Annotated in this window: 22 protein-coding genes and 1 pseudogene; 18 read left to right on the top strand and 5 right to left on the bottom strand. The window is 59.8% G+C overall.

All coding sequences use genetic code 11. The features are described from left to right. Positions 1-257: 257 nt before the first annotated feature. Together rhtA and ACZRKZ_RS24065 are read left to right on the top strand one after the other, a co-directional pair. On the top strand, positions 258-1,145 hold the full coding sequence (rhtA, locus tag ACZRKZ_RS24070) for a threonine/homoserine exporter RhtA (RefSeq protein ID WP_149414722.1): 888 nt from the start codon (positions 258-260) through the stop codon (positions 1,143-1,145). Positions 1,146-1,313: 168 nt separating this feature from the next. Next, on the top strand, positions 1,314-1,598 hold the full coding sequence (locus tag ACZRKZ_RS24065; RefSeq protein WP_463970205.1) for a hypothetical protein: 285 nt from the start codon (positions 1,314-1,316) through the stop codon (positions 1,596-1,598). Positions 1,599-1,611: 13 nt separating this feature from the next. Here the strand turns inward: ACZRKZ_RS24065 and ACZRKZ_RS24060 are convergent, their stop codons facing one another. Beyond that, positions 1,612-2,172: a TetR/AcrR family transcriptional regulator gene (locus ACZRKZ_RS24060; protein ID WP_149414720.1), complete on the bottom strand. Its 561-nt coding sequence runs from the start codon at positions 2,170-2,172 to the stop codon at positions 1,612-1,614. Positions 2,173-2,264: 92 nt separating this feature from the next. Here ACZRKZ_RS24060 and ACZRKZ_RS24055 point away from each other — a divergent pair, with 92 nt between their 5' ends. Then, positions 2,265-2,996: an SDR family NAD(P)-dependent oxidoreductase gene (locus tag ACZRKZ_RS24055; RefSeq protein ID WP_133098778.1), complete on the top strand. Its 732-nt coding sequence runs from the start codon at positions 2,265-2,267 to the stop codon at positions 2,994-2,996. Positions 2,997-3,033: 37 nt separating this feature from the next. Beyond that, on the top strand, positions 3,034-3,624 hold the full coding sequence (locus ACZRKZ_RS24050; protein WP_463982951.1) for a 2-hydroxychromene-2-carboxylate isomerase: 591 nt from the start codon (positions 3,034-3,036) through the stop codon (positions 3,622-3,624). A 94-nt stretch (positions 3,625-3,718) separates the two neighbouring features. On the opposite strand, the gene ACZRKZ_RS24045 is transcribed toward ACZRKZ_RS24050, so the two are convergent. From ACZRKZ_RS24045 to ACZRKZ_RS24035, 3 genes are all read right to left on the bottom strand, one after another. After that, complete coding sequence (locus tag ACZRKZ_RS24045) at positions 3,719-5,527, bottom strand: aminopeptidase P family protein (protein ID WP_463982950.1); 1,809 nt, start codon at positions 5,525-5,527, stop codon at positions 3,719-3,721. A gap of 50 nt (positions 5,528-5,577) precedes the next feature. After that, positions 5,578-6,738 (bottom strand): cysteine desulfurase family protein, encoded by a 1,161-nt coding sequence (locus ACZRKZ_RS24040; RefSeq protein ID WP_463982949.1) that lies wholly within the window; start codon positions 6,736-6,738, stop codon positions 5,578-5,580. Positions 6,739-6,972: 234 nt separating this feature from the next. After that, positions 6,973-7,242 (bottom strand): hypothetical protein, encoded by a 270-nt coding sequence (locus ACZRKZ_RS24035; RefSeq protein WP_463982948.1) that lies wholly within the window; start codon positions 7,240-7,242, stop codon positions 6,973-6,975. Positions 7,243-7,641: 399 nt separating this feature from the next. Here ACZRKZ_RS24035 and ACZRKZ_RS24030 point away from each other — a divergent pair. The 4 genes and pseudogenes from ACZRKZ_RS24030 to ACZRKZ_RS24015 form a co-directional block, all read left to right on the top strand. Next, positions 7,642-7,833: pseudogene (locus ACZRKZ_RS24030) on the top strand (FMN reductase); the annotation flags it as partial. A gap of 18 nt (positions 7,834-7,851) precedes the next feature. Then, positions 7,852-8,991: an FMNH2-dependent alkanesulfonate monooxygenase gene (gene ssuD, locus ACZRKZ_RS24025; RefSeq protein WP_463982947.1), complete on the top strand. Its 1,140-nt coding sequence runs from the start codon at positions 7,852-7,854 to the stop codon at positions 8,989-8,991. 71 nt (positions 8,992-9,062) lie between these two features. After that, positions 9,063-10,250: an acyl-CoA dehydrogenase family protein gene (locus tag ACZRKZ_RS24020; RefSeq protein ID WP_463982946.1), complete on the top strand. Its 1,188-nt coding sequence runs from the start codon at positions 9,063-9,065 to the stop codon at positions 10,248-10,250. Between the two features lie 8 nt (positions 10,251-10,258). Further along, a complete protein-coding gene (locus tag ACZRKZ_RS24015; RefSeq protein ID WP_463982945.1) occupies positions 10,259-11,362 on the top strand; it encodes a sigma-54 interaction domain-containing protein in 1,104 nt (367 codons plus the stop codon). On the opposite strand, the gene ACZRKZ_RS24010 is transcribed toward ACZRKZ_RS24015, so the two are convergent. Further along, positions 11,351-11,716 (bottom strand): antibiotic biosynthesis monooxygenase, encoded by a 366-nt coding sequence (locus tag ACZRKZ_RS24010; protein WP_463982944.1) that lies wholly within the window; start codon positions 11,714-11,716, stop codon positions 11,351-11,353. The genes ACZRKZ_RS24015 and ACZRKZ_RS24010 overlap by 12 nt on opposite strands. 100 nt (positions 11,717-11,816) lie before the next feature. Between ACZRKZ_RS24010 and soxR the strand changes: the two genes are divergently transcribed. The 10 genes from soxR to ACZRKZ_RS23960 all read left to right on the top strand — a co-directional run bounded on the left by soxR (position 11,817) and on the right by ACZRKZ_RS23960 (position 19,360). After that, positions 11,817-12,269 carry a redox-sensitive transcriptional activator SoxR gene (gene soxR / locus ACZRKZ_RS24005; protein ID WP_463982943.1) on the top strand — a complete coding sequence of 151 codons (453 nt, stop codon included), beginning with the start codon at positions 11,817-11,819 and terminating at the stop codon, positions 12,267-12,269. A 186-nt stretch (positions 12,270-12,455) separates the two neighbouring features. Continuing rightward, positions 12,456-12,917 carry a VOC family protein gene (locus ACZRKZ_RS24000; protein WP_463982942.1) on the top strand — a complete coding sequence of 154 codons (462 nt, stop codon included), beginning with the start codon at positions 12,456-12,458 and terminating at the stop codon, positions 12,915-12,917. Between the two features lie 253 nt (positions 12,918-13,170). Beyond that, positions 13,171-14,373: a PepSY-associated TM helix domain-containing protein gene (locus tag ACZRKZ_RS23995; protein ID WP_463982941.1), complete on the top strand. Its 1,203-nt coding sequence runs from the start codon at positions 13,171-13,173 to the stop codon at positions 14,371-14,373. Then, positions 14,370-14,909 carry a thiamine pyrophosphate-binding protein gene (locus tag ACZRKZ_RS23990; protein ID WP_463982940.1) on the top strand — a complete coding sequence of 180 codons (540 nt, stop codon included), beginning with the start codon at positions 14,370-14,372 and terminating at the stop codon, positions 14,907-14,909. Before ACZRKZ_RS23995 ends, ACZRKZ_RS23990 begins: the two co-directional genes overlap by 4 nt. Continuing rightward, complete coding sequence (locus tag ACZRKZ_RS23985) at positions 14,906-15,235, top strand: hypothetical protein (protein WP_133098791.1); 330 nt, start codon at positions 14,906-14,908, stop codon at positions 15,233-15,235. Before ACZRKZ_RS23990 ends, ACZRKZ_RS23985 begins: the two co-directional genes overlap by 4 nt. A gap of 5 nt (positions 15,236-15,240) precedes the next feature. After that, a complete protein-coding gene (locus ACZRKZ_RS23980) occupies positions 15,241-15,807 on the top strand; it encodes a DUF6162 family protein (protein ID WP_463982939.1) in 567 nt (188 codons plus the stop codon). 34 nt (positions 15,808-15,841) lie between these two features. Beyond that, positions 15,842-16,762 carry a metal ABC transporter substrate-binding protein gene (locus ACZRKZ_RS23975; RefSeq protein ID WP_463982938.1) on the top strand — a complete coding sequence of 307 codons (921 nt, stop codon included), beginning with the start codon at positions 15,842-15,844 and terminating at the stop codon, positions 16,760-16,762. After that, on the top strand, positions 16,759-17,505 hold the full coding sequence (locus tag ACZRKZ_RS23970; RefSeq protein WP_463982937.1) for a metal ABC transporter ATP-binding protein: 747 nt from the start codon (positions 16,759-16,761) through the stop codon (positions 17,503-17,505). Before ACZRKZ_RS23975 ends, ACZRKZ_RS23970 begins: the two co-directional genes overlap by 4 nt. Continuing rightward, positions 17,502-18,401, top strand: a complete 900-nt coding sequence (locus ACZRKZ_RS23965; protein WP_133098795.1) for a metal ABC transporter permease — start codon at positions 17,502-17,504, stop codon at positions 18,399-18,401. The genes ACZRKZ_RS23970 and ACZRKZ_RS23965 overlap by 4 nt, the downstream gene beginning before the upstream one ends. Continuing rightward, the gene (locus ACZRKZ_RS23960) at positions 18,401-19,360 is read left to right on the top strand and encodes a metal ABC transporter solute-binding protein, Zn/Mn family (protein WP_463982936.1); all 960 of its coding nucleotides are present in this window, start codon (positions 18,401-18,403) and stop codon (positions 19,358-19,360) included. Before ACZRKZ_RS23965 ends, ACZRKZ_RS23960 begins: the two co-directional genes overlap by 1 nt. The last annotated feature ends 20 nt before the right edge of the window (positions 19,361-19,380 follow it).

Genomic DNA, 19,380 nt, shown 5'->3' with positions numbered 1-19,380 from the left:
TATCGAAACCTACATAACTCTTTGTTTACCAAGGAGTTTTCCGTTTCGACTGCGCCGGAAGTGGGGCGAATTATAGACTTCCAGAATCTGCCGTCAACCTCTAATTTGAGTTTTCTATCGAAACACCCGAATATCAACACGCTTCTCTATATATAGAGAAGAAAACGAATACATTGAGCAATATATTGCTCAATGCGGAGCAGTTGAGCATCATAGTCGGCCCTGCTTCTTTAATACGACCCTGGACGAACACCTCCATGAACACCTCCCCCCGCAGCCTGACTTCGACATTATTCCCGGTCGGCCTGCTACTTATCGCCATGGCCTCCATTCAATCAGGTGCCTCGCTGGCCAAAAGCATGTTCCCAATAATCGGCGCCCAGGGCACCACGACGCTGCGCCTGGTTTTTGCCAGCGTGATCATGCTGCTCATACTGCGTCCCTGGCGCGCCAAGCTCACCGCCAAATCCCTGCGCACGGTGATCGTCTACGGCATGGCTCTGGGCGGCATGAACTTCCTCTTCTATATGTCCCTGCAGACCGTTCCCCTCGGCATCGCAGTGGCGCTGGAGTTCACCGGCCCATTGGCCGTAGCTATCTATGCTTCACGACGCGCCGTCGACTTCATCTGGATAGCCTTGGCGATCATCGGCCTCCTGCTGCTGATCCCTGTTGGCGAAACCAGTAGCAGCATCGACCTGACAGGTGCGGCTTATGCATTGGGGGCTGGCATCTGCTGGGCGCTCTACATTCTGTTTGGCCAAAAAGCGGGAGCGGACAATGGCGTCCAAACTGCAGCTCTCGGCGTCATGATCGCAGCGCTATTTGTCGCACCTATCGGAATAGTCCATGCCGGTACGGCACTGCTTACACCCTCATTGATTCCTATAGCCATAGGCGTTGCCATTCTTTCCACAGCGCTTCCATACACCCTGGAGATGGTGGCTCTGACCCGCCTGCCCGCCCGCACCTTCGGTACGCTGATGAGCATCGAACCTGCTTTCGGTGCACTCTCCGGCCTATTTTTCCTTCAGGAGTACTTGTCCGTCGGGCAATGGCTGGCCATCGCGTGCATTATCCTGGCGTCCGTTGGCGCAACCTTGACCATGCGCAGTGAATCAAAGCCACTGGTACCCGCCGATTGATTCAGGATTTGACGTTGCTCTGGTATTTGCCGCCCAATTAGGCCATGTTTAGGATGTAACCCAGTGTCACTCATGGAGATTTTCAAATAGGGACATTAAGAACGCGACAATCGAGAGCGAGCAAAGCCAGCGTCGGGCATCCCTGCGAAGCGGCTATTAAGGATGGTAATGAAGCGAATTTTGATATTGCTAGTCGTGGTCGCCATTGCAGGTTGCGCTGCAACCACCAAGACAGAAGTTAAGCGGGGGAAAAAAGGGCTACATATCAATTGCTCTGGCCTGACATCTTCCTGGGAGCAGTGTTACACCAGCGCAGCCAACTCCTGCGGCACCAAAGGCTACAAGCTCATTGCCAAGTCCGGCGACAATGCGGAGGAGGAGCCTGGGGACTACCCGTTCGGCCTCAACCCTGCCGGCTACACCAGTCGAAGCATGATCGTCATCTGTAAATAAGCAGCTTGCACGCTCATTTGTCAGCGATTCGCTGACTAAGCTCTTTATAGCTGGATGAAAGCACCTGCGCCTGAACCTGCGGGTCGACCATCATTCTTGCCACTACCAGGGCGCCCACACACTGGGACAGAATTGCCCACGCCAGGCTGTCGCTTTCCAGAGTACGAGCCCAGTCTGCCTGCAATCGACAAATCCATGTCTGCGCCTGCTGACGGACCGCCACATCCGACCGAGCAATCTCTGCTCCCATGCTCGGCAATACACATCCCGATTCTGCCTGTTCAACATGAGCCATGCTCAAATAGAACTTGAGGCAACGATCCAACCGTTCACGGCTCTGGACGTCCCCCACACTCAAACGCTCAAGGCTATGGCTCAACTCACGTTCGATAATCGAGCTGAACAGCTCGTCCTTCGACGAAAAATGACTGTAGAAAGCCCCACCACTCAGACCGATAGCCTTCATCAATCCATCTACACCGACGCTGGCGAACCCCTCTTTCTTGGCCAGGGCGGCGCTGCTGTGCAATAGCTTTTCCCTGGTCTGCTGCTTGTGACTGACCGAATAACGCATCGCTTCTGCCCCTGGAGATGTACAACCTTGACGTCCACTAAATCGTAGCATAACGTTCGTTTAGTTAACGATCGTTTATCAAAGGACTTGTCATGACTGATAATAAAAAAATCGTACTGGTCGTAGGCGCTGGAGATGCTACGGGGGGCGCCATTGCCAAGCGTTTTGCCCGCGAAGGTTATGTTGCCTGTGTCACCCGACGCAGCGCTGACAAGCTGCAGCCACTGGTAGAAAGCATCCAATCGACTGGCGGCGAAGCCCACGGTTTTGCCTGCGACGCGCGTAAGGAAGAACAGGTCGTCGCCCTGATCGAGCAAATCGAAACCGAGCTAGGCCCGATTGAAGCGTTTGTTTTCAATATCGGCGCCAACGTGCCCTGCAGCATTCTGGAAGAAACCGCACGCAAGTATTTCAAGATCTGGGAAATGGCCTGCTTCTCGGGTTTTCTGAATGCCCGGGAAGTGGCCAAACGGATGGCTGTTCGCCAACGTGGGACGATTCTATTTACCGGTGCCACCGCTGGGTTACGTGGTGCTGCGGGCTTCGCCGCGTTCGCCGGTGCCAAACATGGGATCCGAGCCTTGGCCCAAAGTATGGCGCGAGAGCTTGGCCCCTTGAACATTCACGTGGCACATGTGGTGGTCGACGGCGCCATCGACACCGACTTCATTCGCGACAACTTCCCGCAGAAGTATGCCCTCAAGGATCAGGACGGCATTCTTAACCCCGAGCACATTGCCGATAACTACTGGTACTTGCACAGTCAACCGCGAGACGCCTGGACCTTCGAACTGGATCTACGCCCATGGAATGAGCCGTGGTAATCACTCCCCCATAATAATAAGCAGCGAGCCAAAAACCATGAATAAAACCCTGGAATTCTTCTTTGATCTCGGCAGCCCCGCCACCTACCTGGCCTATACCCAGCTTCCCAAGTTGTGCGCTGAAACCGGTAGTCGATTGGTGTATCAGCCCATGCTCTTGGGGGGAGTATTTAAAGCGACCGGCAATGCATCTCCCGTCACTATCCCCGCCAAAGGGCGCTATATACTTCAAGACTTGGCGCGCTACGCCAAGCGCTACGATGTCCCACTCAAGTTCAACCCACACTTCCCTATTAACACCCTGACACTGATGCGCGCTGTCACAGGCATTCAGATGCACCAACCGGAGCGCTTCATCGACTTTATTGACTGCCTGTTTCAAGCCCTATGGGTCGATGGACGCCCTCTGGGTGATCCAGCAGTAGTGGCAGCAGTGCTGACCGAGCATGGCTTCGACCCCATCAAGGTGCTGGCACTGACCAACGACGATGAAGTGAAAGCCGCCCTCAAGGACAAAACTGAACATGCCATCCAACGGGGCGTGTTCGGTGCACCCAGCATGTTTGTCGACAGCCAACTGTTCTTCGGCCAGGATCGCCTCGACTTTGTCCGCGAAGCGCTGAGCTAACGCTCGATCACCAACCGCCGCCAGTCAGCCTGGGCCAAAGCCGTCATCAACTATGATGACCAAAACGTTGTCCCAGGCCCCGAACTGCAAACCCTTAAATAGCCGCCGTGCGCACCTGCAACCACTCCAGCGCCGCACCACTGAGCAACGGGCTCAAACGCTCACGCACCTGTGCATGGTAGTCGTTGAACCACTGGCACTCCTCAGTCGTCAGCAACGACGGCACCAGGCAACGTGTGTCGATCGGACACAAGGTCAAGGTCTCAAACTTGAGAAACTCGCCAAACTCGGTCTTGGCCGCTTCACGGTTCAACACCAGGTTCTCGATGCGTACACCCCAACGGCCCGGCCGATAGGTTCCCGGTTCAATGGAAGTGATCATCCCCGGCTGCATGGCGGTTTGCGGCGCGGCGGCGGCCTGATAGGCGATCACTTGCGGGCCTTCATGGACATTGAGGAAATAACCGACGCCGTGACCAGTGCCGTGGCCGTAATCCACGCCTTCAGCCCAGATCGGCGCACGGGCGATGGCGTCCAACAGCGGTGACAGGATGCCCTTGGGGAATTGAGCGCGAGACAAGGCAATCACGCCCTTTAGCACCCGCGTGCAGTCGCGCTTTTGCTCTTCGCTCGGCGTACCGATTGGTACCATTCGCGTAATATCGGTGGTGCCGCCGAGGTACTGGCCACCTGAGTCGATCAGCAGCAGGCCATCGCCTTCGATCAGCGCATGCTCTTCTTCAGTGGCGTGGTAATGCGGCATGGCGCCATTGGCATTGAACGCAGCAATGGTGTTGAAGCTCAACGACACATAACCCGGCCGGCGGGTACGGGCAGCGGTCAGGTGTTCGTCGATGGTAAGCTCGGTGATGCGCTCACGACCCAACGCGCTGTCCAGCCAGGCAAAAAATTCGCACAAGGCCGCGCCATCCTGCTCCATGGCCTGGCGAATGTGCTCGGCGTCAGCCAGGCTCTTGCGGGACTTGGCCAAGGTAGTCGGGTTGAGCCCTTCAATCAGTTTGACGCCGCTGCCCAGGTTCTCCAGCAACCCCGCAGTCACCCGCGCCGGGTCGACTTGCAGGCTGGCACCGGCTGGCACCTCGCCCAAGGCTGCAGCCACGTCACTGTAGTCACGCAGGGTTACGCCATCCTGCTCCAGTACGACGCGCAGTTGGGCATCGACTTTGCTCAAGGCAACAAACAGTGTCGCCTGCTGCTGACCGATCAAGGCAAAGGAGACGAACACCGGGTTGAACGAGACATCAGCTCCGCGCAAGTTGAACAGCCAGGCGATGTCGTCCAGGGTGGCGATGAAATGCCAGTCGGCGCCCTTCTCCTTCAAGCTTGCCCGCAGCGCAGCAAGTTTCTCGCCACGGCTGACCGTAGCCTGCGGCGGCAAGTGCTGATAGATCGGCTGATTCGGCAAGGCCGGACGGTCTTGCCAGACTTCACTCAACAGGTCGATATCGGTACGCAGGCGAGCGCCACGGTCCGCCAACTTGGTACCCAATGTGCGGGCCGAAGCAACCGCCATCACCGCACCGTCGACCGCGACTACGCTGCCTTCAGGGGTTTGTTCGGCCAGCCATTCCAGCGGCCCGGACTGCCCCGGCAGCAGTTTCACCAACTCGATACCACTGCCCTTGAGCTCCTTGGTCGCCTGTTCCCAGTAGCGGCTGTCGGCCCAGACACCCGCGAAGTCAGCGGTAACAATCAGTGTCCCCACCGAACCATGGAAACCCGATAACCACTGGCGCCCCTGCCAGTAACCCGGCAGGTATTCGGACAGGTGCGGGTCGGCCGACGGCACCAGCAGGGCGTAAATCCCCTCCCGGCTCATCAACTCGCGGGTGCGCGCCAGGCGCTGGGGAACCGCTCCATAGGTCAAAGGCTGCGTACTCATTGTGTCTCCTGCTAACCACTAATAATTGTTATGGGTTGCGAATGATTGGATCAAACCGCCCAAAAGGCCGGCGCACTGGCCAGCGCGGCCTTGATCAGTTGAACTGCCTGATCGATATCCTGCTCGGTGGTAAAACGCCCAAGACTCAGGCGAATAGTGCGACCTGCGCTGCGAGCATCATGGCCCAAGGCCAATAGCACGTAGGACGGCGCATTGCTCGCCGAGTTACACGCCGAGGTAGCCGAAAAGGCGATACCAGCGCTCAACGCAGCGGAATTGAACTCGCCTTCGCTGAACGTCAGGCTAAGGGTGTGTGGAATACGTTGAGTGACGCTGCCATTCAAACGCACGCCAGCGATTGATTTCAGTTGGTCAAGCAGGCGCTGGTGCAGGGCGACAATCGCCGTCGAGTCTTCTGCAAAGGACTCTGCCGCCAGCGCGAAGGCTGCGCCCATCCCGGCAATCTGATGGGTCGCCAGCGTACCGGAGCGTAGCCCGCCTTCATGCCCTCCGCCGTGAATCTGCGCCAGCACTTTTTGCTGGGCCCGTGGCCCGACATACAGCGCGCCGATACCTTTGGGGCCATACAGCTTGTGGGCGGAAAACGACATCAGGTCCACTGGCCACTGGGCCAGGTCAATGGCAACCTTACCCGCCCCTTGCGCCGCGTCCACATGAAACAGCGCGCCATGCTCACGAACCCGCGCACCAATGGCCGGAATATCGTTGAGCGTACCCAATTCGTTGTTGACCAGCATCAGCGACACTAGAAAGGTGTCTTCTCGCAGCGCTTCGCTGACCGCTTCAACACTGATCAAGCCTTCGGCATCCGGCACCAGGTAGGTGACTGCGATGCCGGCTTCCTGCAACTGACGTGCGGTGTCGAGGGTCGCCTTGTGTTCGATCTGGCTGGTAATGATGTGCCCACCGGCCACACCCCGCGCCTGGGCCACGCCCTTGAGCGCGAGGTTGTTGGACTCAGTGGCACCGGAGGTCCAGACAATCTGCTCAGCCTGGGCGCCGACCAATTCGGCTACCTGGCGCCGCGCCTGCTCAACCGTTTGCCGGGCCTGTTGGCCAAACGCATGGGAACTGGACGCAGGGTTGCCGAAATTGGCGTTGTAACCCAGGCACTCGACCATGACCTGGATGACTCGCTCATCCACCGGGGTGGTGGCGGCGTAATCGAAATACAGAGGACGTTTATTCATGACGTTAAAGGACTCGCAGAGCATGTTCCCGAGATTCAGCGTCCCAGGGGCAGCGATCAGAACACAGATCGTCAGGTTTACCTGATCGGATGCCGTTAAAGAAAGACCACTTTATTTAAAAGTGCGTAGGAACGCTCCTGAAATCCAGCTTAACAGGCTCGGCGAAAGGGATGGAAAACAAAAAGCCCGAAGCTTCTGAACGAAACCTCGGGCTCTGTGGGCCAAGCTGCAAATTCAGCTGGGACGACCCTGCAACATCACTCTGCGTTCGGCGTTCATTTCTCCCTGACGATCAAAGCCAAACGGCTTCTGTGGCTGGGCAGTCAGTTCGGCTTTCTTCTGTTGGTATTCGTCAAACGACAAACCCCGGCGATTCAGCGCCTCCATCGCCAATTGCTTGCTCTCTTCGGCTGAATAAGGTCGCAGCTCGGGCGTGGAATGAGTCGCGCAACCGGCAAGAACGGAGCAGATGAGCAACAAGAAAGTGGCGAGAAAACGGTTCATGGCGAAGGTCCTGCGAATCGGGCGGTAGACAATGGACACAGGCTACTCCCGGCCACGCACCGTGAAAAATCATCCCCCGTGATAGTTGCTATCGGCTTTGGCAGCACCTGCGAGAGCCAACTTCTTATATTCCTTTATGATCTATAAATATAGAAATACTTTCATTTACGGAATAAATACAACCCTCTATAAATGTCCCCTCGCCTCGTCAACTGTTACCCGAGCAACTGTTGGCCAGGCAACAGTCATTCAACAAAACAGCAGCCAGACAACATCTCCACGGTTCAACAGGTAGCCCAGAGCCCCCGTCAATCAGCGACTTCGCCGATTGGTACAGCTCTTGCTCCACCTCTTTCACTCACTCATCGCACTGAGCCACTGTTGAAAAAGGAACTGTCCATGTCGCGTCCCCTGAATGTCGTTGCCCTCTCCGGCGGTACCTGGCGCCCCTCTCGCACGCGAGTGCTGACCCAAGCGCTGCTGGCCGAACTGGCCACCCAACTGCTGATCGAGAGCCATCTGATCGAACAGGTCGACCTGCTGATCGTCGCGGCGCCGTTGTTTGGCGCGCACCCCACCGCTTTGCTGAAAATCGCTTAAGGATTTGTCATGGATGTTTTCTGGTTTCTTCCCACACACGGCGACGGTCATTACCTGGGCACCACCCAAGGCGCCCGCCCGGTCACCCTCAATTATCTGAAACAAGTGGCCCAGGCCGCCGACAATCTCGGTTACCACGGCGTACTGATACCCACCGGCCGCTCCTGCGAAGACTCCTGGGTGATCGCCTCGGCGCTGGTGCCCTTTACCGAGCGCCTGCGCTACCTGGTGGCGATTCGTCCGGGAATCATCTCGCCCACCGTTTCCGCGCGTATGGCCGCAACCCTCGATCGCCTCTCCAATGGCCGCCTATTGATCAACGTAGTGACCGGCGGCGATCCTGACGAAAACCGTGGCGACGGCAGCTTCCTCGATCACAGCGAACGCTATGAAGTGACCGACGAGTTCCTCAGGATCTGGCGTCGCGTGTTGCAGGGCGAATCCGTGGACTTCGAAGGCAAACACCTACGGGTCCAGAACGCCAAGGCCCTCTATCCGCCGGTGCAAAAACCCTATCCACCCCTGTACTTCGGCGGTTCTTCCGACGCCGCCCACGACCTCGCTGCCGAACAGGTGGACGTGTACCTGACCTGGGGCGAACCACCGGCCGCCGTCGCCGAAAAGCTCGCCGATGTACGTGAACGCGCAGCCCGCCACGGGCGTACGGTCAAGTTCGGCATTCGCTTGCATGTGATCGTGCGCGAAACCGAAGAAGACGCCTGGAAAGCCGCCGCCAAACTGATCGAACACATCAGCGATGAAACCATCGCCGCCGCGCAAAAATCCTTTTCGCGCTTCGACTCCGAAGGCCAGCGGCGCATGGCCGCCCTGCACGACGGACGTCGCGACAACCTGGAAATCGCCCCCAACCTGTGGGCCGGTGTAGGCCTGGTAAGGGGCGGAGCCGGTACGGCCCTGGTGGGCAACCCGCAGCAGGTGGCTGAACGGATCAAGGAATACGCCGACCTGGGGATCGAAAGCTTCATTTTCTCCGGCTACCCCCATCTGGAAGAGGCCTACCGTTTCGCCGAGCTGGTGTTCCCGCGGCTGCCGGAGCCCTACGCCAGCCTGGCCGGGCGCGGCATCACCAACCTCACCGGACCGTTTGGCGAAATGATTGCCAACGACGTGCTGCCGACCAAGGCCTGATCAGCTTTTAACTGTAGGAACTAGGCGTCCCCCTCGCTCCTACAGAAAGCCTTACCAAGAGGAACCCCCGCGTGACAGCCAAACCCCACAGCGTCCTGCCGTCACCCTTGCAGACCGCCAGACTGCTGGCCGCCGAATTTGCCCTGACCGCCGTCGAGCGCGACGAGCGCGGCGGCACCCCCAAGGCCGAGCGTGACGCCTTGCGCAACAGCGGCCTGCTGGCCCTGAGCATTCCAACACAATACGGCGGCCTTGGCGCGCGCTGGAGCGAAACCCTCGAAATCGTGCGCGAATTCGCCAAGATCGACAGCTCCATCGCTCACGTTTTCGGTTTTCATCACCTGATGCTGGCCACCGTGCGGCTGTTTTCCCGCCCGGAACAATGGCAACCCTGGTTCGAACAGACCGCCCGCAAAAACTGGTTCTGGGGCAATGCCCTCAACCCGTTGGACACCCGCACCGTGGTCAAGGACTTCGGCGGCTGGCGTGAGTTCTCCGGCAAGAAAAGCTTCTGCTCCGGCGCCAGCGATTCACAAATGCTGATCGCCTCGGCAGTTGATGAAAACGCCGGAGGCAAGCTGCTGATCGCCGCCATCCCCAGCGGGCGCAGCGGCATCACCGTGCACAACGACTGGAACAGTATCGGCCAGCGCCAGACCGACAGCGGCAGCGCCAGCTTCGAACGGGTGCGCGTGGAAGAGTCAGAATTGCTGCTGGACCCCGGCCCCCTGAGCACGCCATTCGCCTGCCTACGCCCGTTGATCGCCCAATTGACGTTCACCCACATGTTCCTCGGCATTGCCGAAGGCGCTTTCGAGGAAGCCCGCAACTACACCCTCACCGAAACCCGTCCCTGGCACAAATCCACTGCCCAGGATGTGCGCCAGGACCCTTACATACTCAGCCATTACGGCGATTTCTGGGTCGCACTGGAAGGTGTGCGACTGCTGGTGGAACGGGCAGCCGACCTGCTGGACCTGGCCTGGGCCAAAGGCCCCAACCTGAGCGAGGACGAGCGCGGCCAACTGGCTATTGCCATCGCTACCGCCAAGGTCGCGGCCACCCGCAATGGCCTGGAACTGTGCAGCCGCCTGTTTGAAGTCACCGGTGCGCGCGCCACCCACGCCTCCCTGCGCCTGGACCGGCACTGGCGCAATCTGCGCACGCAAACCTTGCACGATCCGGTGGACTACAAGATCCATGAACTGGGCGACTGGGCCTTGAACCAGTCCCTGCCGACTCCGACGTTCTACTCCTAGAGGTGCCCATGCAGCTTTTAACCTTACCGCCCTCGCCCGCTCTCGCGACCTCGATCCGCGCCACTGCGCAAGTCTTCGAGGACCCGAAATCCCAGGCGCTGCTGGCGCATATCCAGCAAGTGGCGCCCAGCGAAGCCAGTGTGCTAATCATCGGCGAAACCGGTACCGGTAAAGAGCTGGTGGCACGCCACATTCACAACCTCAGCGCCCGGCGCAACCGGCCATTCGTGGCAGTCAACTGCGGGGCGTTTTCCGAATCCCTGGTGGAAGCCGAGTTGTTTGGCCATGAAAAAGGCGCCTTTACTGGTGCCCTCAGCGCCAAGGCCGGCTGGTTCGAAGAAGCCGACGGCGGCACCTTGTTCCTCGACGAAATCGGCGACTTGCCGATGGCCATCCAGGTCAAGCTGCTGCGGGTGTTGCAGGAGCGCGAAGTGGTACGCCTGGGCTCACGCAAAAGCATTCCCATTGATGTGCGGGTACTGGCGGCGACCAATGTACAACTGGAAAAGGCCATCAACGCCGGGCATTTCCGCGAGGATCTGTACTACCGCCTCGACGTGGTCAGCCTGGAGCTGAGCCCATTGCGCGACCGCCCCGGCGATATCCTGCCGTTAACCCGGCACTTTATCGAAGCCTACAGCCAGCGCCTGGGCTACGGTTCGATCAGCATCAGCCGCGAGGCCGAGCAAAAACTTAAAACCTACAGTTGGCCAGGCAATATCCGCGAGCTGGAAAACGTCATCCATCACACCCTTTTAATTTGCCGCAATGGCCTGATCGATCGCGACGACCTGCGCCTGTCGAACATGCGCATCGAGCGTCAGGACGACAGTCAGCACGGCGTCGACAACAGTGCCGAAGCCTTGCTGCAACGGGCGTTTCAGAAGCTCTTCGAGGAACAGGCCGGCGCCCTGCATGAAAAGGTTGAAGACGCGCTGCTGCGCGCCGCCTACCGCTTCAGTCATTACAACCAGGTGCATACCGCCAACCTGCTCGGCCTGAGCCGCAACGTCACCCGCACCCGCTTGATCAAGATCGGTGAACTGGCAGTGAACAAGCGCCGGCCAGGGGAGAACGTGCAAGGAGAACGCATGTTGCACCTATCCATTTAGCCGGCACTGCAACGCGTCGTCATGGCTGCGCTCGATGCTGCGCAGCACCTGGAACGAGCCGAAGGTCACGGCCGTGGCCTGATGAGCGCGAATCAGCGTCCAGAAATCCTCTTCACCCTGTTCAAAGCGCTTAAAGGCCGCTTCGCCATCCTCGCGGGAGCGCCATTGCAAGTAGCTGAGCACCCGCCGCCCGTCATCGCTGACCTGCACGCTCGCACTGAGAAAGCCGCCATGCCCCATGGCCAGGCGCTCGCTCTGGGACGACAGGGCCGCCACCAGTGCGGATTGCTGCTGGGGTTCGATCTGGAACTCGATCAGTTGGGTAAAGCTGCGACTTCTCTCTGATACCTGCATGAATATTCCCCTCTCACTGTAGGCACAATCTTGCGATTCGATGCAGCGCAGGGTAAAACCTCTAGTTAAGTCAAGGTCAAGGGTTCTTTCGGAGTTTTTTATGGTCATCAAGGCACTCACCGTCGGCCAACTGGCGGCGCGCAGTGGCGTGGCCGTCACCGCCCTGCACTTCTACGAAACCAAGGGTTTGATCAAAAGCAATCGCAATGCCGGCAATCAGCGGCGTTATCCCCGGGATGTGCTGCGGCGTGTGGTGGTGATCAAGATTGCCCAGCGCCTGGGTATTCCACTGGCGACGATCCATGAGGCCCTGCAAACCCTGCCTGATGGCCGCACGCCAACCGCGGCAGACTGGGAGCGCCTGTCTGCGCTATGGCGTGAGAACCTGGATGAGCGCATCAATAAACTGATGATGCTGCGCGACAAGCTCAATGGCTGTATTGGCTGCGGGTGTCTGTCGCTGGAGGCGTGCCCGTTACGCAATCAGGATGACAAGCTCGGTGAGCGCGGGCCCGGCGCGCAGTTGCTGGAACCAACAACCCCCAACGAATAATCATCGGCTTGGAACCCCGCTTGAATCTAATTGACTGCCTGGCAACCGACCGATGCACAGCAAACCGCCTGTTTGCTGTTACAGGGCGAACACCTCGTCGGCTGCCCAGAGGCCACGGAAGGCTTGGCCTATAGTGAAAAGACCGGAAAACCGGTTTCATTCACAACAACAATCAAGGAGAACGAAATGAGCGTTAAACCTATCCCCGAGGGCTACCACAGCATCACGCCCTACCTCGGTATCGACAAAGCCCCCGAGGCCATCGAGTTCTACAAGAAAGCCTTTGGCGCCACCGAAATCATGCGCCTGGACATGCCCGACGGCAAGGTGGGACATGCTGAACTGCGCATTGGCGATTCGGCGATCATGCTGGCTTCGCCCTGTGGCGAAATGGCCTTTGGCAGTCCTGGGAAAGAGCACACCAGCGTCGCTCTGCATTTGTATGTCAACGATGTCGACGCGCAGTACAAACAGGCCGTTGCGGCCGGTGGCGTCGTGATCTCAGAACCCAAGGACCAGTTTTACGGCGACCGCTCCGGGACGCTGAAAGATCCGTTCGGGCATGTATGGTTCCTGGCCTCCCGCAAGGAGGATTTGACGGTGGAACAAGTTCGCCAGCGTGCCGAGGAGATGTTCAAGCAAGGCTAAGCGCCAAGGCAGGAGCGGGTACGCTCGCTCCTGTAACACACCTCATGAACACCCCCGCCACGCTTTCCCCAGTGCAGTGTGATTTCAGAACGCCCCGTAAATGCGTATCTGAAACATTTACTTTCATATCTAGCTTAAGGTTTTTTGATTCTCATCCGTCTTAACCTAGATACAGCCTGTCGCGTAAGCAAAAGCTACGACCGGCCTTTCCCGGGCCTTCACTGCCCCCCTCCGATCAAGACCCCCTATTAACATGTTGAAAAAGTCGCGTTCCAAACTCTGGTTTCTCGTACACAGCTGGCTGGCATTGCCCATCTGGTTCTTCGTACTGATCGTCTGCGTCACCGGCACCCTGGCGGTGGTCAGCCAGGAAATCGTCTGGCTGGCCAACCCGGACATGCGGGCCAGCAAGCCGTCGGACGATGCCGAACCCCTCAGTTATGACCAGGTCATTGCCGCCATCAAACGCGCTGAGCCCAAGGCCATTGTCGAATCCCTGAGCCGCCCGGACGAATCACATTTCGCCCTGGACGTTGACGTCAGCTACCCCGATGGCCGCTCCGTATCGGTGTACGTCAATCCATACACCGGCGTGATCCAGGGCATCAGCCCCGCGTTCAACTTCCAGCAATTCACCCGTGCCCTGCACGGCTGGTGGCTGGTGCCGTTCACTAATGGCTTCAGCTGGGGCTGGTACCTGGTGTCGTTTTTGGGGCTGCCGATGTTGGCCTCGCTGGTCACCGGCCTTGTGGTCTACAAGCGCTTCTGGAAAAGCTTCTTCAAGCCAACCCTGCGCTTCAACCATGGTGCGCGAATCTTCTGGGGTGATTTCCACCGACTGAGCGGCATCTGGTCGATCTGGTTTATCGCCGTTATTTCCATCACCGGTACCTGGTTCATGATCCAGGCGATTCTGGGGGACAACCAGATCACCATTTCCAGCCAGCCGGTGGTACCGGTGATTTCCCGGGACAAGGTGCCGATGTCCAGCCCTGGCGTACCTTCACCGATGATTCCCCTGGACGACGCAATCAACATTGCCACCCAGCGTATTCCGGGGCTTGAGGCCAGCTTCGTGAGTCTGCCGAGCAACGCCTACAGCCATTTGCGCATCGGCGGGAGGGGCTGGTACCCGTTGATGTTCCAGACTGCGGAGATCAACCCCTACAGTGGCGAAATCGCCGCCTCGCACCTGCTGTCCGACCGCTCGGCCCTTGAGTTCGTCACCGAATCCATGCGCCCGCTGCACACCGGTGACTTTGGCGGGATCTGGATCAAGCTGATCTGGTTCTTCTTCGGCCTGTTGCTGAGCATGATGGTCTTGAGCGGCCTGCTGATCTGGAGCAAGCGCACGGCCCTGGCCACCTTCCACGCCCTCAAGCGCAGCGCCAAAGCGACCCGGCAAACGACGCAGATCCCCGCCATGCAGGCTGAAACCCCGGAGGGCAACCAATGAGCAAGGCCACTACCGTTCAACCGCCCTCGCCCCTGCGGGCCTTTTGGTTTAAATGGCGCTTTCACATCAATATCCTGCTGTTGCTGGTGCCCCTGGGCTTCATGCCCAAGTACTTTGCCGACGCCGCACTGTTTCGCGGTGACAGCGGCCTGGGTCAACGGGAAATCGGCGAAGTGCAGGTCGGCCCCTGGAGCATCAGGCTGGCCGAGTTTCGTAATGAAGCTCCGGCGCCGAACCCGGCGGGCCCCATGAAGTTCTTCAACGCAGCCCTATGCGCCACCTGCGGCGATCAGGTCAAGGCCACCTACTTGCGTATCGGCAAGCCGCGCAGCCTGCGGGCCGCCGGGGTAATTTTCTTCGGCACCCCATACCGCATGGGCGCTGGCTTACCCATTCCAGAACGTACCCCGCCCGACGCCGAACTGTGGATAACCATGGAAGGCTGGGACGGCAGCATGCAACAGGCTTCCATTCCCTTGAGTCAGGCCTCGCCTGCCACCGTCGCCTGGCTGAACAAGCAAGGAGTTAAACCATGACTTTGATGCACCTGACCCGTGCCTGCGCAGCGCTGATCCTCTGTGCCGGCTTCAGCACCTACGCCCTGGCCCACAACCCGATGTGCGAATGCAAGGAAATCCCCGGCGAGCAGATCCAATGCACCGGCGGCTTTTCCGACGGCAGCGGCGCGCCCGGCGTGACCCTGGATGTGATCGGCTACGACGAAACCATCCTGGTGCCCGGCAAGCTGGGTGAAGACTCGACCCTGACTTTCAAGAAACCTTCCGCCGAGTTCTACGTGCTGTTTGACGCCGGCCCCGGCCACGTTGTCGAGATCGACCAAGCGGATATCCAAGGCCAATGACTGCCGTGACTAAAGGAAGCACGCAAATCGTCCGCCCGGCCGGAGCCGGGCACGAAACCCTCTACGTCCTGCTGTTGTGCCTGATCATCCTGGCCGTATCTGGCACGGTGGTGGCGTTGCACGGCGAAACCCAGGAAGTCCATGTCGTGGACAGCCACCAACTGGACGCCCGCCGCGACCTGAGCGCCGCCGAACAAGGTATCTACGCCGACCTGCGGGTGACCCTGGATGAAATCCACTTGCTCAAGCAGGAGCAAAGCGCTCTGCCCACCCCGACACAACTGGCCGAAGAAGGCTTTGCACCCTTCGCCCAGGATGCCAGTTCGGTAAGCCGTGGCGACCACCGCTGGCAGTTACTGGAGCCTGCGGCCTACCTGGGTTTAAGCCAGACGCCGGAGGCCAGCGGCTCGCTGCTGATGCGGGTGATCGGCGCCGAACCGGATATCTGGCTCAATCGCCGCGCCAACCTTGCGGCACCGACCGACCTCACTGACCAGGCGTTGATCGACGCTGGCTGGCAACAGGTGGTTGCGCAATTCGATGCCGGCGTCACCCGTCAGCACCGCCACTGAATTCACGCTGTATCCGAGAGAAGACCGATTGCCCATGTCTATTTCATCTCCATTGCTGCGCCTGCTGCTGGTAGGTCTGTTTACCGTGTTACTGGCGCCGCTGGCCAGTGCAGAGCAAACCAAACGCCTGCGCATCGGCATCACCCTGCACCCTTATTACAGCTACGTGGCCAACATCGTCGGCGACAAGGCCGAGGTGGTGCCGCTGATTCCGGCCGGCTTCAACCCCCACGCCTACGAGCCTCGCGCCGAAGACATCAAGCGCATCGGCACCCTGGACGTAATCGTGCTCAACGGCGTCGGCCACGATGACTTTGCCGACCGCATGATCGCCACCAGCGAGCGCCCGGACATCCCGGTGATCGAAGCCAACGCCAACGTGCCGCTGCTGGCCGCCACCGGCAATGCAGCCCGTGGCGCAGGCAAGGTGGTCAACCCGCACACCTTCCTGTCCATCAGCGCATCCATTGCCCAGGTCAACAACATCGCCCGGGAACTGGGCAAGCTCGACCCGGACAATGCCAAGACCTACACCAAGAACGCCCGTGCCTACGGCAAACGCCTGCGCCAGATGCGCGCCGACGCCCTGGCCAAGCTGACCAGCGCCCCCAACGCCGACCTGCGCGTAGCGACGGTGCACGCCGCCTATGACTACCTGCTGCGCGAGTTTGGCCTGGAAGTCACCGCCGTGGTTGAACCGGCCCACGGTATCGAACCAAGCCCGAGCCAGTTGAAGAAGACCATCGACCAACTGCGGGAACTGGACGTAAAAGTAATTTTCTCGGAGATGGACTTCCCTTCCAGCTACGTCGACACCATCCAGCGTGAATCCGGGGTCAAGCTGTACCCGCTGTCGCATATTTCCTACGGCGAATACAGCGCTGAAAAATATGAAGTGGAAATGACCGGCAATCTCAACACCGTGGTTCGGGCAATCCAGGAGGCAGGGGCATGACGGCGGCCGAACACCTGCAGGTCGCAAGCGTTGGCCCGACCCTGGATTTCAACAAGGTCTCACTGACCCTCGGCCGCACCATAATCCTCGACGATGTGAGTTTCCAGGTGCAGCCAGGCAGCATCCACGCCCTGGTCGGCCCCAACGGCGGCGGCAAAAGTTCATTGATCAAGACGCTGCTGGGGCAAACCCCGCACCAGGGTCAACTGAGCCTGCACTGGCCCGAAGCGCCCGGCACCATTGGCTATGTGCCTCAGGCCCTGGAATTCGACCGGGGCCTGCCGATGACCGTCGACGACTTCATGGCCGCCATGTGCCAGCGCCGCCCGGCCTTCCTTGGCTTGTCTCGACATTACGCCGGGGCGATTGGCGAGGCGCTGGAGCGGGTCGGCATGCAGGACAAACGCAAACGGCGCATGGGTGCGCTGTCCGGCGGTGAACGCCAGCGGGTGCTACTGGCCCAGGGCTTGATCCCGGCGCCGCAATTGCTGGTACTGGATGAGCCAATGTCAGCCCTCGACGAGGCCGGCATCCAGGTGTTCGAGCGCCTGCTAAGCGTCTGGCGCCAGGCCGGGATCACCGTGTTGTGGATCGAACACGACCTGGAAGCCGTCGGCCGCCTGGCAGACCGGGTTACCGGGCTGAATCGCCGTGTGCTGTTTGATGCAACACCCAAAGAGGCACTGACGCCGGATCGTCTGCTGACGCTGTTCTCCACTCACCCACGGAGCACACCTCTATGAGCTACGAAGCCTTTCGCCTGATGGTCCAGGGCTGGGCGTCTTCCGGGTATCTGCCGGAAGCGCTGGCCTATGGCTTCGTGGTCAACGCATTGTTGGCCGGGCTATTGATCGGCCCGGTGCTGGGCGGTTTGGGCACCCTGGTGGTGGTCAAGCGCTTTGCGTTCTTTTCCGAAGCTGTCGGCCATGCCGCGCTGACCGGCGTGGCCGTGGGTATTCTGCTGGGGGAGCCCTACACCGGGCCTTATGGCAGCCTGTTCGGCTACTGCCTGTTGTTTGGCATCCTGCTCAACTACCTGCGCAACCGCACAGGGCTGGCGCCGGACACGTTGATCGGCGTATTCCTTTCAGTATCCCTGGCCCTGGGAGCGAGCCTGCTGCTGATTCTCGCGGGCAAGATCAATGTGCATATTCTGGAAAACGTGTTGTTTGGTTCGGTGCTGACGGTTAACGGTAATGACCTGCTGGTGCTGGCGGTGGTCGGCTCCCTGGTGATGGCCCTGGCCCTGCCGCTGTACAACCGCATCATGCTCGCCAGCTTCAACCCGCAACTGGCCGCGGTGCGTGGTGTGGCGGTGAAGACCCTGGACTATCTGTTCGTGATCCTGGTGACGCTAATCACCGTAGCCGCGGTCAAGGTGATCGGCGCGATCCTGGTGGGCGCCCTGCTGGTGATCCCGGCCGCCGCCGCGCGCTTGCTGAGCCAGTCCCTCAAGGGCTTCTTCTGGATCTCGGTGGTGATTGCCACGATCAGCACCTTGTGCGGGATTCTGTTGCCGATCATCTTCGACCTGCCCATCCCGTCCGGTGCTGCGATCATTCTGGTCGCCGGTATCGCCTTCGCCCTCGCCGCCATCGCGCGCGGCACGGTCCCCAGCCTGAAAGGGAATCTCGGATAATGCGCCTTGCTCTACGCCCGCTGGCCCTGGCCATCGCTTGCTTGATCAGCACCCCACTGTTGGCCGCCGACGGCTTCAAACCGCTGCAAATCGCCGCCAACCAAGGGGTTGGCCATGCCGCCCTCAACAAGGCCAAAACGATAAAGCCGGTGAAGGTCCTGGCGGCATTGCCAATCACCTACGGCCTGGCCGAAGCCTTGCTCAAAGGCACCCACGTGACCCTTGAACGAGCGGCGCCCGCGAACCTGCCAGGCTCTCGCCAGACCGCCTACTTCACCGGTCGCGGCGCCCCGGCGCTGCACACCCTGGCCCTGGACGCCGACGCAGCCATCGGCCTACGCTCGCTGTGGCCGGATGACCCGCTGTATCCGGTAGCCCGGCGCAGCAATATTCGCATCGTCGAGGTCGACGCCGCGCGCCCGGTGGACGGTGGTTTGCCGGGGATCGCCGTGCAACCGGGCGCTGTCGATGGCCTGAACAGCCAGCCGTGGCAAGCCAGCAACAACCTGGGCCGCATGGCCGATGTGATGGCCGCCGACCTGGGCCGCCTGGCGCCGGACGCCAAGGCGCAGATCGACAGCAACCTGGCCAGCCTCAAGCAACGACTGCTCAAGCTCAGCGCAGAAAGCGAGGCGCGACTGGCCAAGGCCGACAACCTGAGTGTGGTCAGCCTGAGCGATCATTTTGGTTATCTGGTCAGCGGATTGAATCTGGAGTTGGTCAGCACCGACGCGCGGGCAGATACCGAATGGACGGCTGAGGCGCTACAGCAGTTGAGTGCCACCCTGAAAGACAACGACGTGGCGCTGGTGCTGCATCATCGCCAGCCCGCCGAGGCGGTGAAAGCGGCAATCAGTGCCGGTGGCTCGCAGTTGTTGGTGTTAAGCACCGACGGTGCCGATCCGGTGGCGGAGCTGGAAGGGAATGTGGATCAGGTGATCAAGGCGCTGGCACCCTGACCCTGATACGCAAGCACAGT

Source organism: Pseudomonas sp. c313 (assembly GCF_055407145.1).
Note: the sequence above shows the minus strand (reverse complement) of the source record. Positions and strands in the feature narration are given on the sequence as shown.

Excerpts from the sequence above, each read along its gene's own strand:
- rhtA (WP_149414722.1), top strand. The coding sequence starts at position 258 with ATGAACACCTCCCCCCGCAGCCTGACTTCGACATTATTCCCGGTCGGC.
- ACZRKZ_RS24065 (WP_463970205.1), top strand. The coding sequence starts at position 1,314 with ATGAAGCGAATTTTGATATTGCTAGTCGTGGTCGCCATTGCAGGTTGC.
- ACZRKZ_RS24060 (WP_149414720.1), bottom strand. The coding sequence starts at position 2,172 with ATGCGTTATTCGGTCAGTCACAAGCAGCAGACCAGGGAAAAGCTATTG.
- ACZRKZ_RS24055 (WP_133098778.1), top strand. The coding sequence starts at position 2,265 with ATGACTGATAATAAAAAAATCGTACTGGTCGTAGGCGCTGGAGATGCT.
- ACZRKZ_RS24050 (WP_463982951.1), top strand. The coding sequence starts at position 3,034 with ATGAATAAAACCCTGGAATTCTTCTTTGATCTCGGCAGCCCCGCCACC.
- ACZRKZ_RS24045 (WP_463982950.1), bottom strand. The coding sequence starts at position 5,527 with ATGAGTACGCAGCCTTTGACCTATGGAGCGGTTCCCCAGCGCCTGGCG.
- ACZRKZ_RS24040 (WP_463982949.1), bottom strand. The coding sequence starts at position 6,738 with ATGAATAAACGTCCTCTGTATTTCGATTACGCCGCCACCACCCCGGTG.
- ACZRKZ_RS24035 (WP_463982948.1), bottom strand. The coding sequence starts at position 7,242 with ATGAACCGTTTTCTCGCCACTTTCTTGTTGCTCATCTGCTCCGTTCTT.
- ssuD (WP_463982947.1), top strand. The coding sequence starts at position 7,852 with ATGGATGTTTTCTGGTTTCTTCCCACACACGGCGACGGTCATTACCTG.
- ACZRKZ_RS24015 (WP_463982945.1), top strand. The coding sequence starts at position 10,259 with ATGCAGCTTTTAACCTTACCGCCCTCGCCCGCTCTCGCGACCTCGATC.
- ACZRKZ_RS24010 (WP_463982944.1), bottom strand. The coding sequence starts at position 11,716 with ATGCAGGTATCAGAGAGAAGTCGCAGCTTTACCCAACTGATCGAGTTC.
- soxR (WP_463982943.1), top strand. The coding sequence starts at position 11,817 with ATGGTCATCAAGGCACTCACCGTCGGCCAACTGGCGGCGCGCAGTGGC.
- ACZRKZ_RS24000 (WP_463982942.1), top strand. The coding sequence starts at position 12,456 with ATGAGCGTTAAACCTATCCCCGAGGGCTACCACAGCATCACGCCCTAC.
- ACZRKZ_RS23995 (WP_463982941.1), top strand. The coding sequence starts at position 13,171 with ATGTTGAAAAAGTCGCGTTCCAAACTCTGGTTTCTCGTACACAGCTGG.
- ACZRKZ_RS23990 (WP_463982940.1), top strand. The coding sequence starts at position 14,370 with ATGAGCAAGGCCACTACCGTTCAACCGCCCTCGCCCCTGCGGGCCTTT.
- ACZRKZ_RS23985 (WP_133098791.1), top strand. The coding sequence starts at position 14,906 with ATGACTTTGATGCACCTGACCCGTGCCTGCGCAGCGCTGATCCTCTGT.
- ACZRKZ_RS23975 (WP_463982938.1), top strand. The coding sequence starts at position 15,842 with ATGTCTATTTCATCTCCATTGCTGCGCCTGCTGCTGGTAGGTCTGTTT.
- ACZRKZ_RS23970 (WP_463982937.1), top strand. The coding sequence starts at position 16,759 with ATGACGGCGGCCGAACACCTGCAGGTCGCAAGCGTTGGCCCGACCCTG.
- ACZRKZ_RS23965 (WP_133098795.1), top strand. The coding sequence starts at position 17,502 with ATGAGCTACGAAGCCTTTCGCCTGATGGTCCAGGGCTGGGCGTCTTCC.
- ACZRKZ_RS23960 (WP_463982936.1), top strand. The coding sequence starts at position 18,401 with ATGCGCCTTGCTCTACGCCCGCTGGCCCTGGCCATCGCTTGCTTGATC.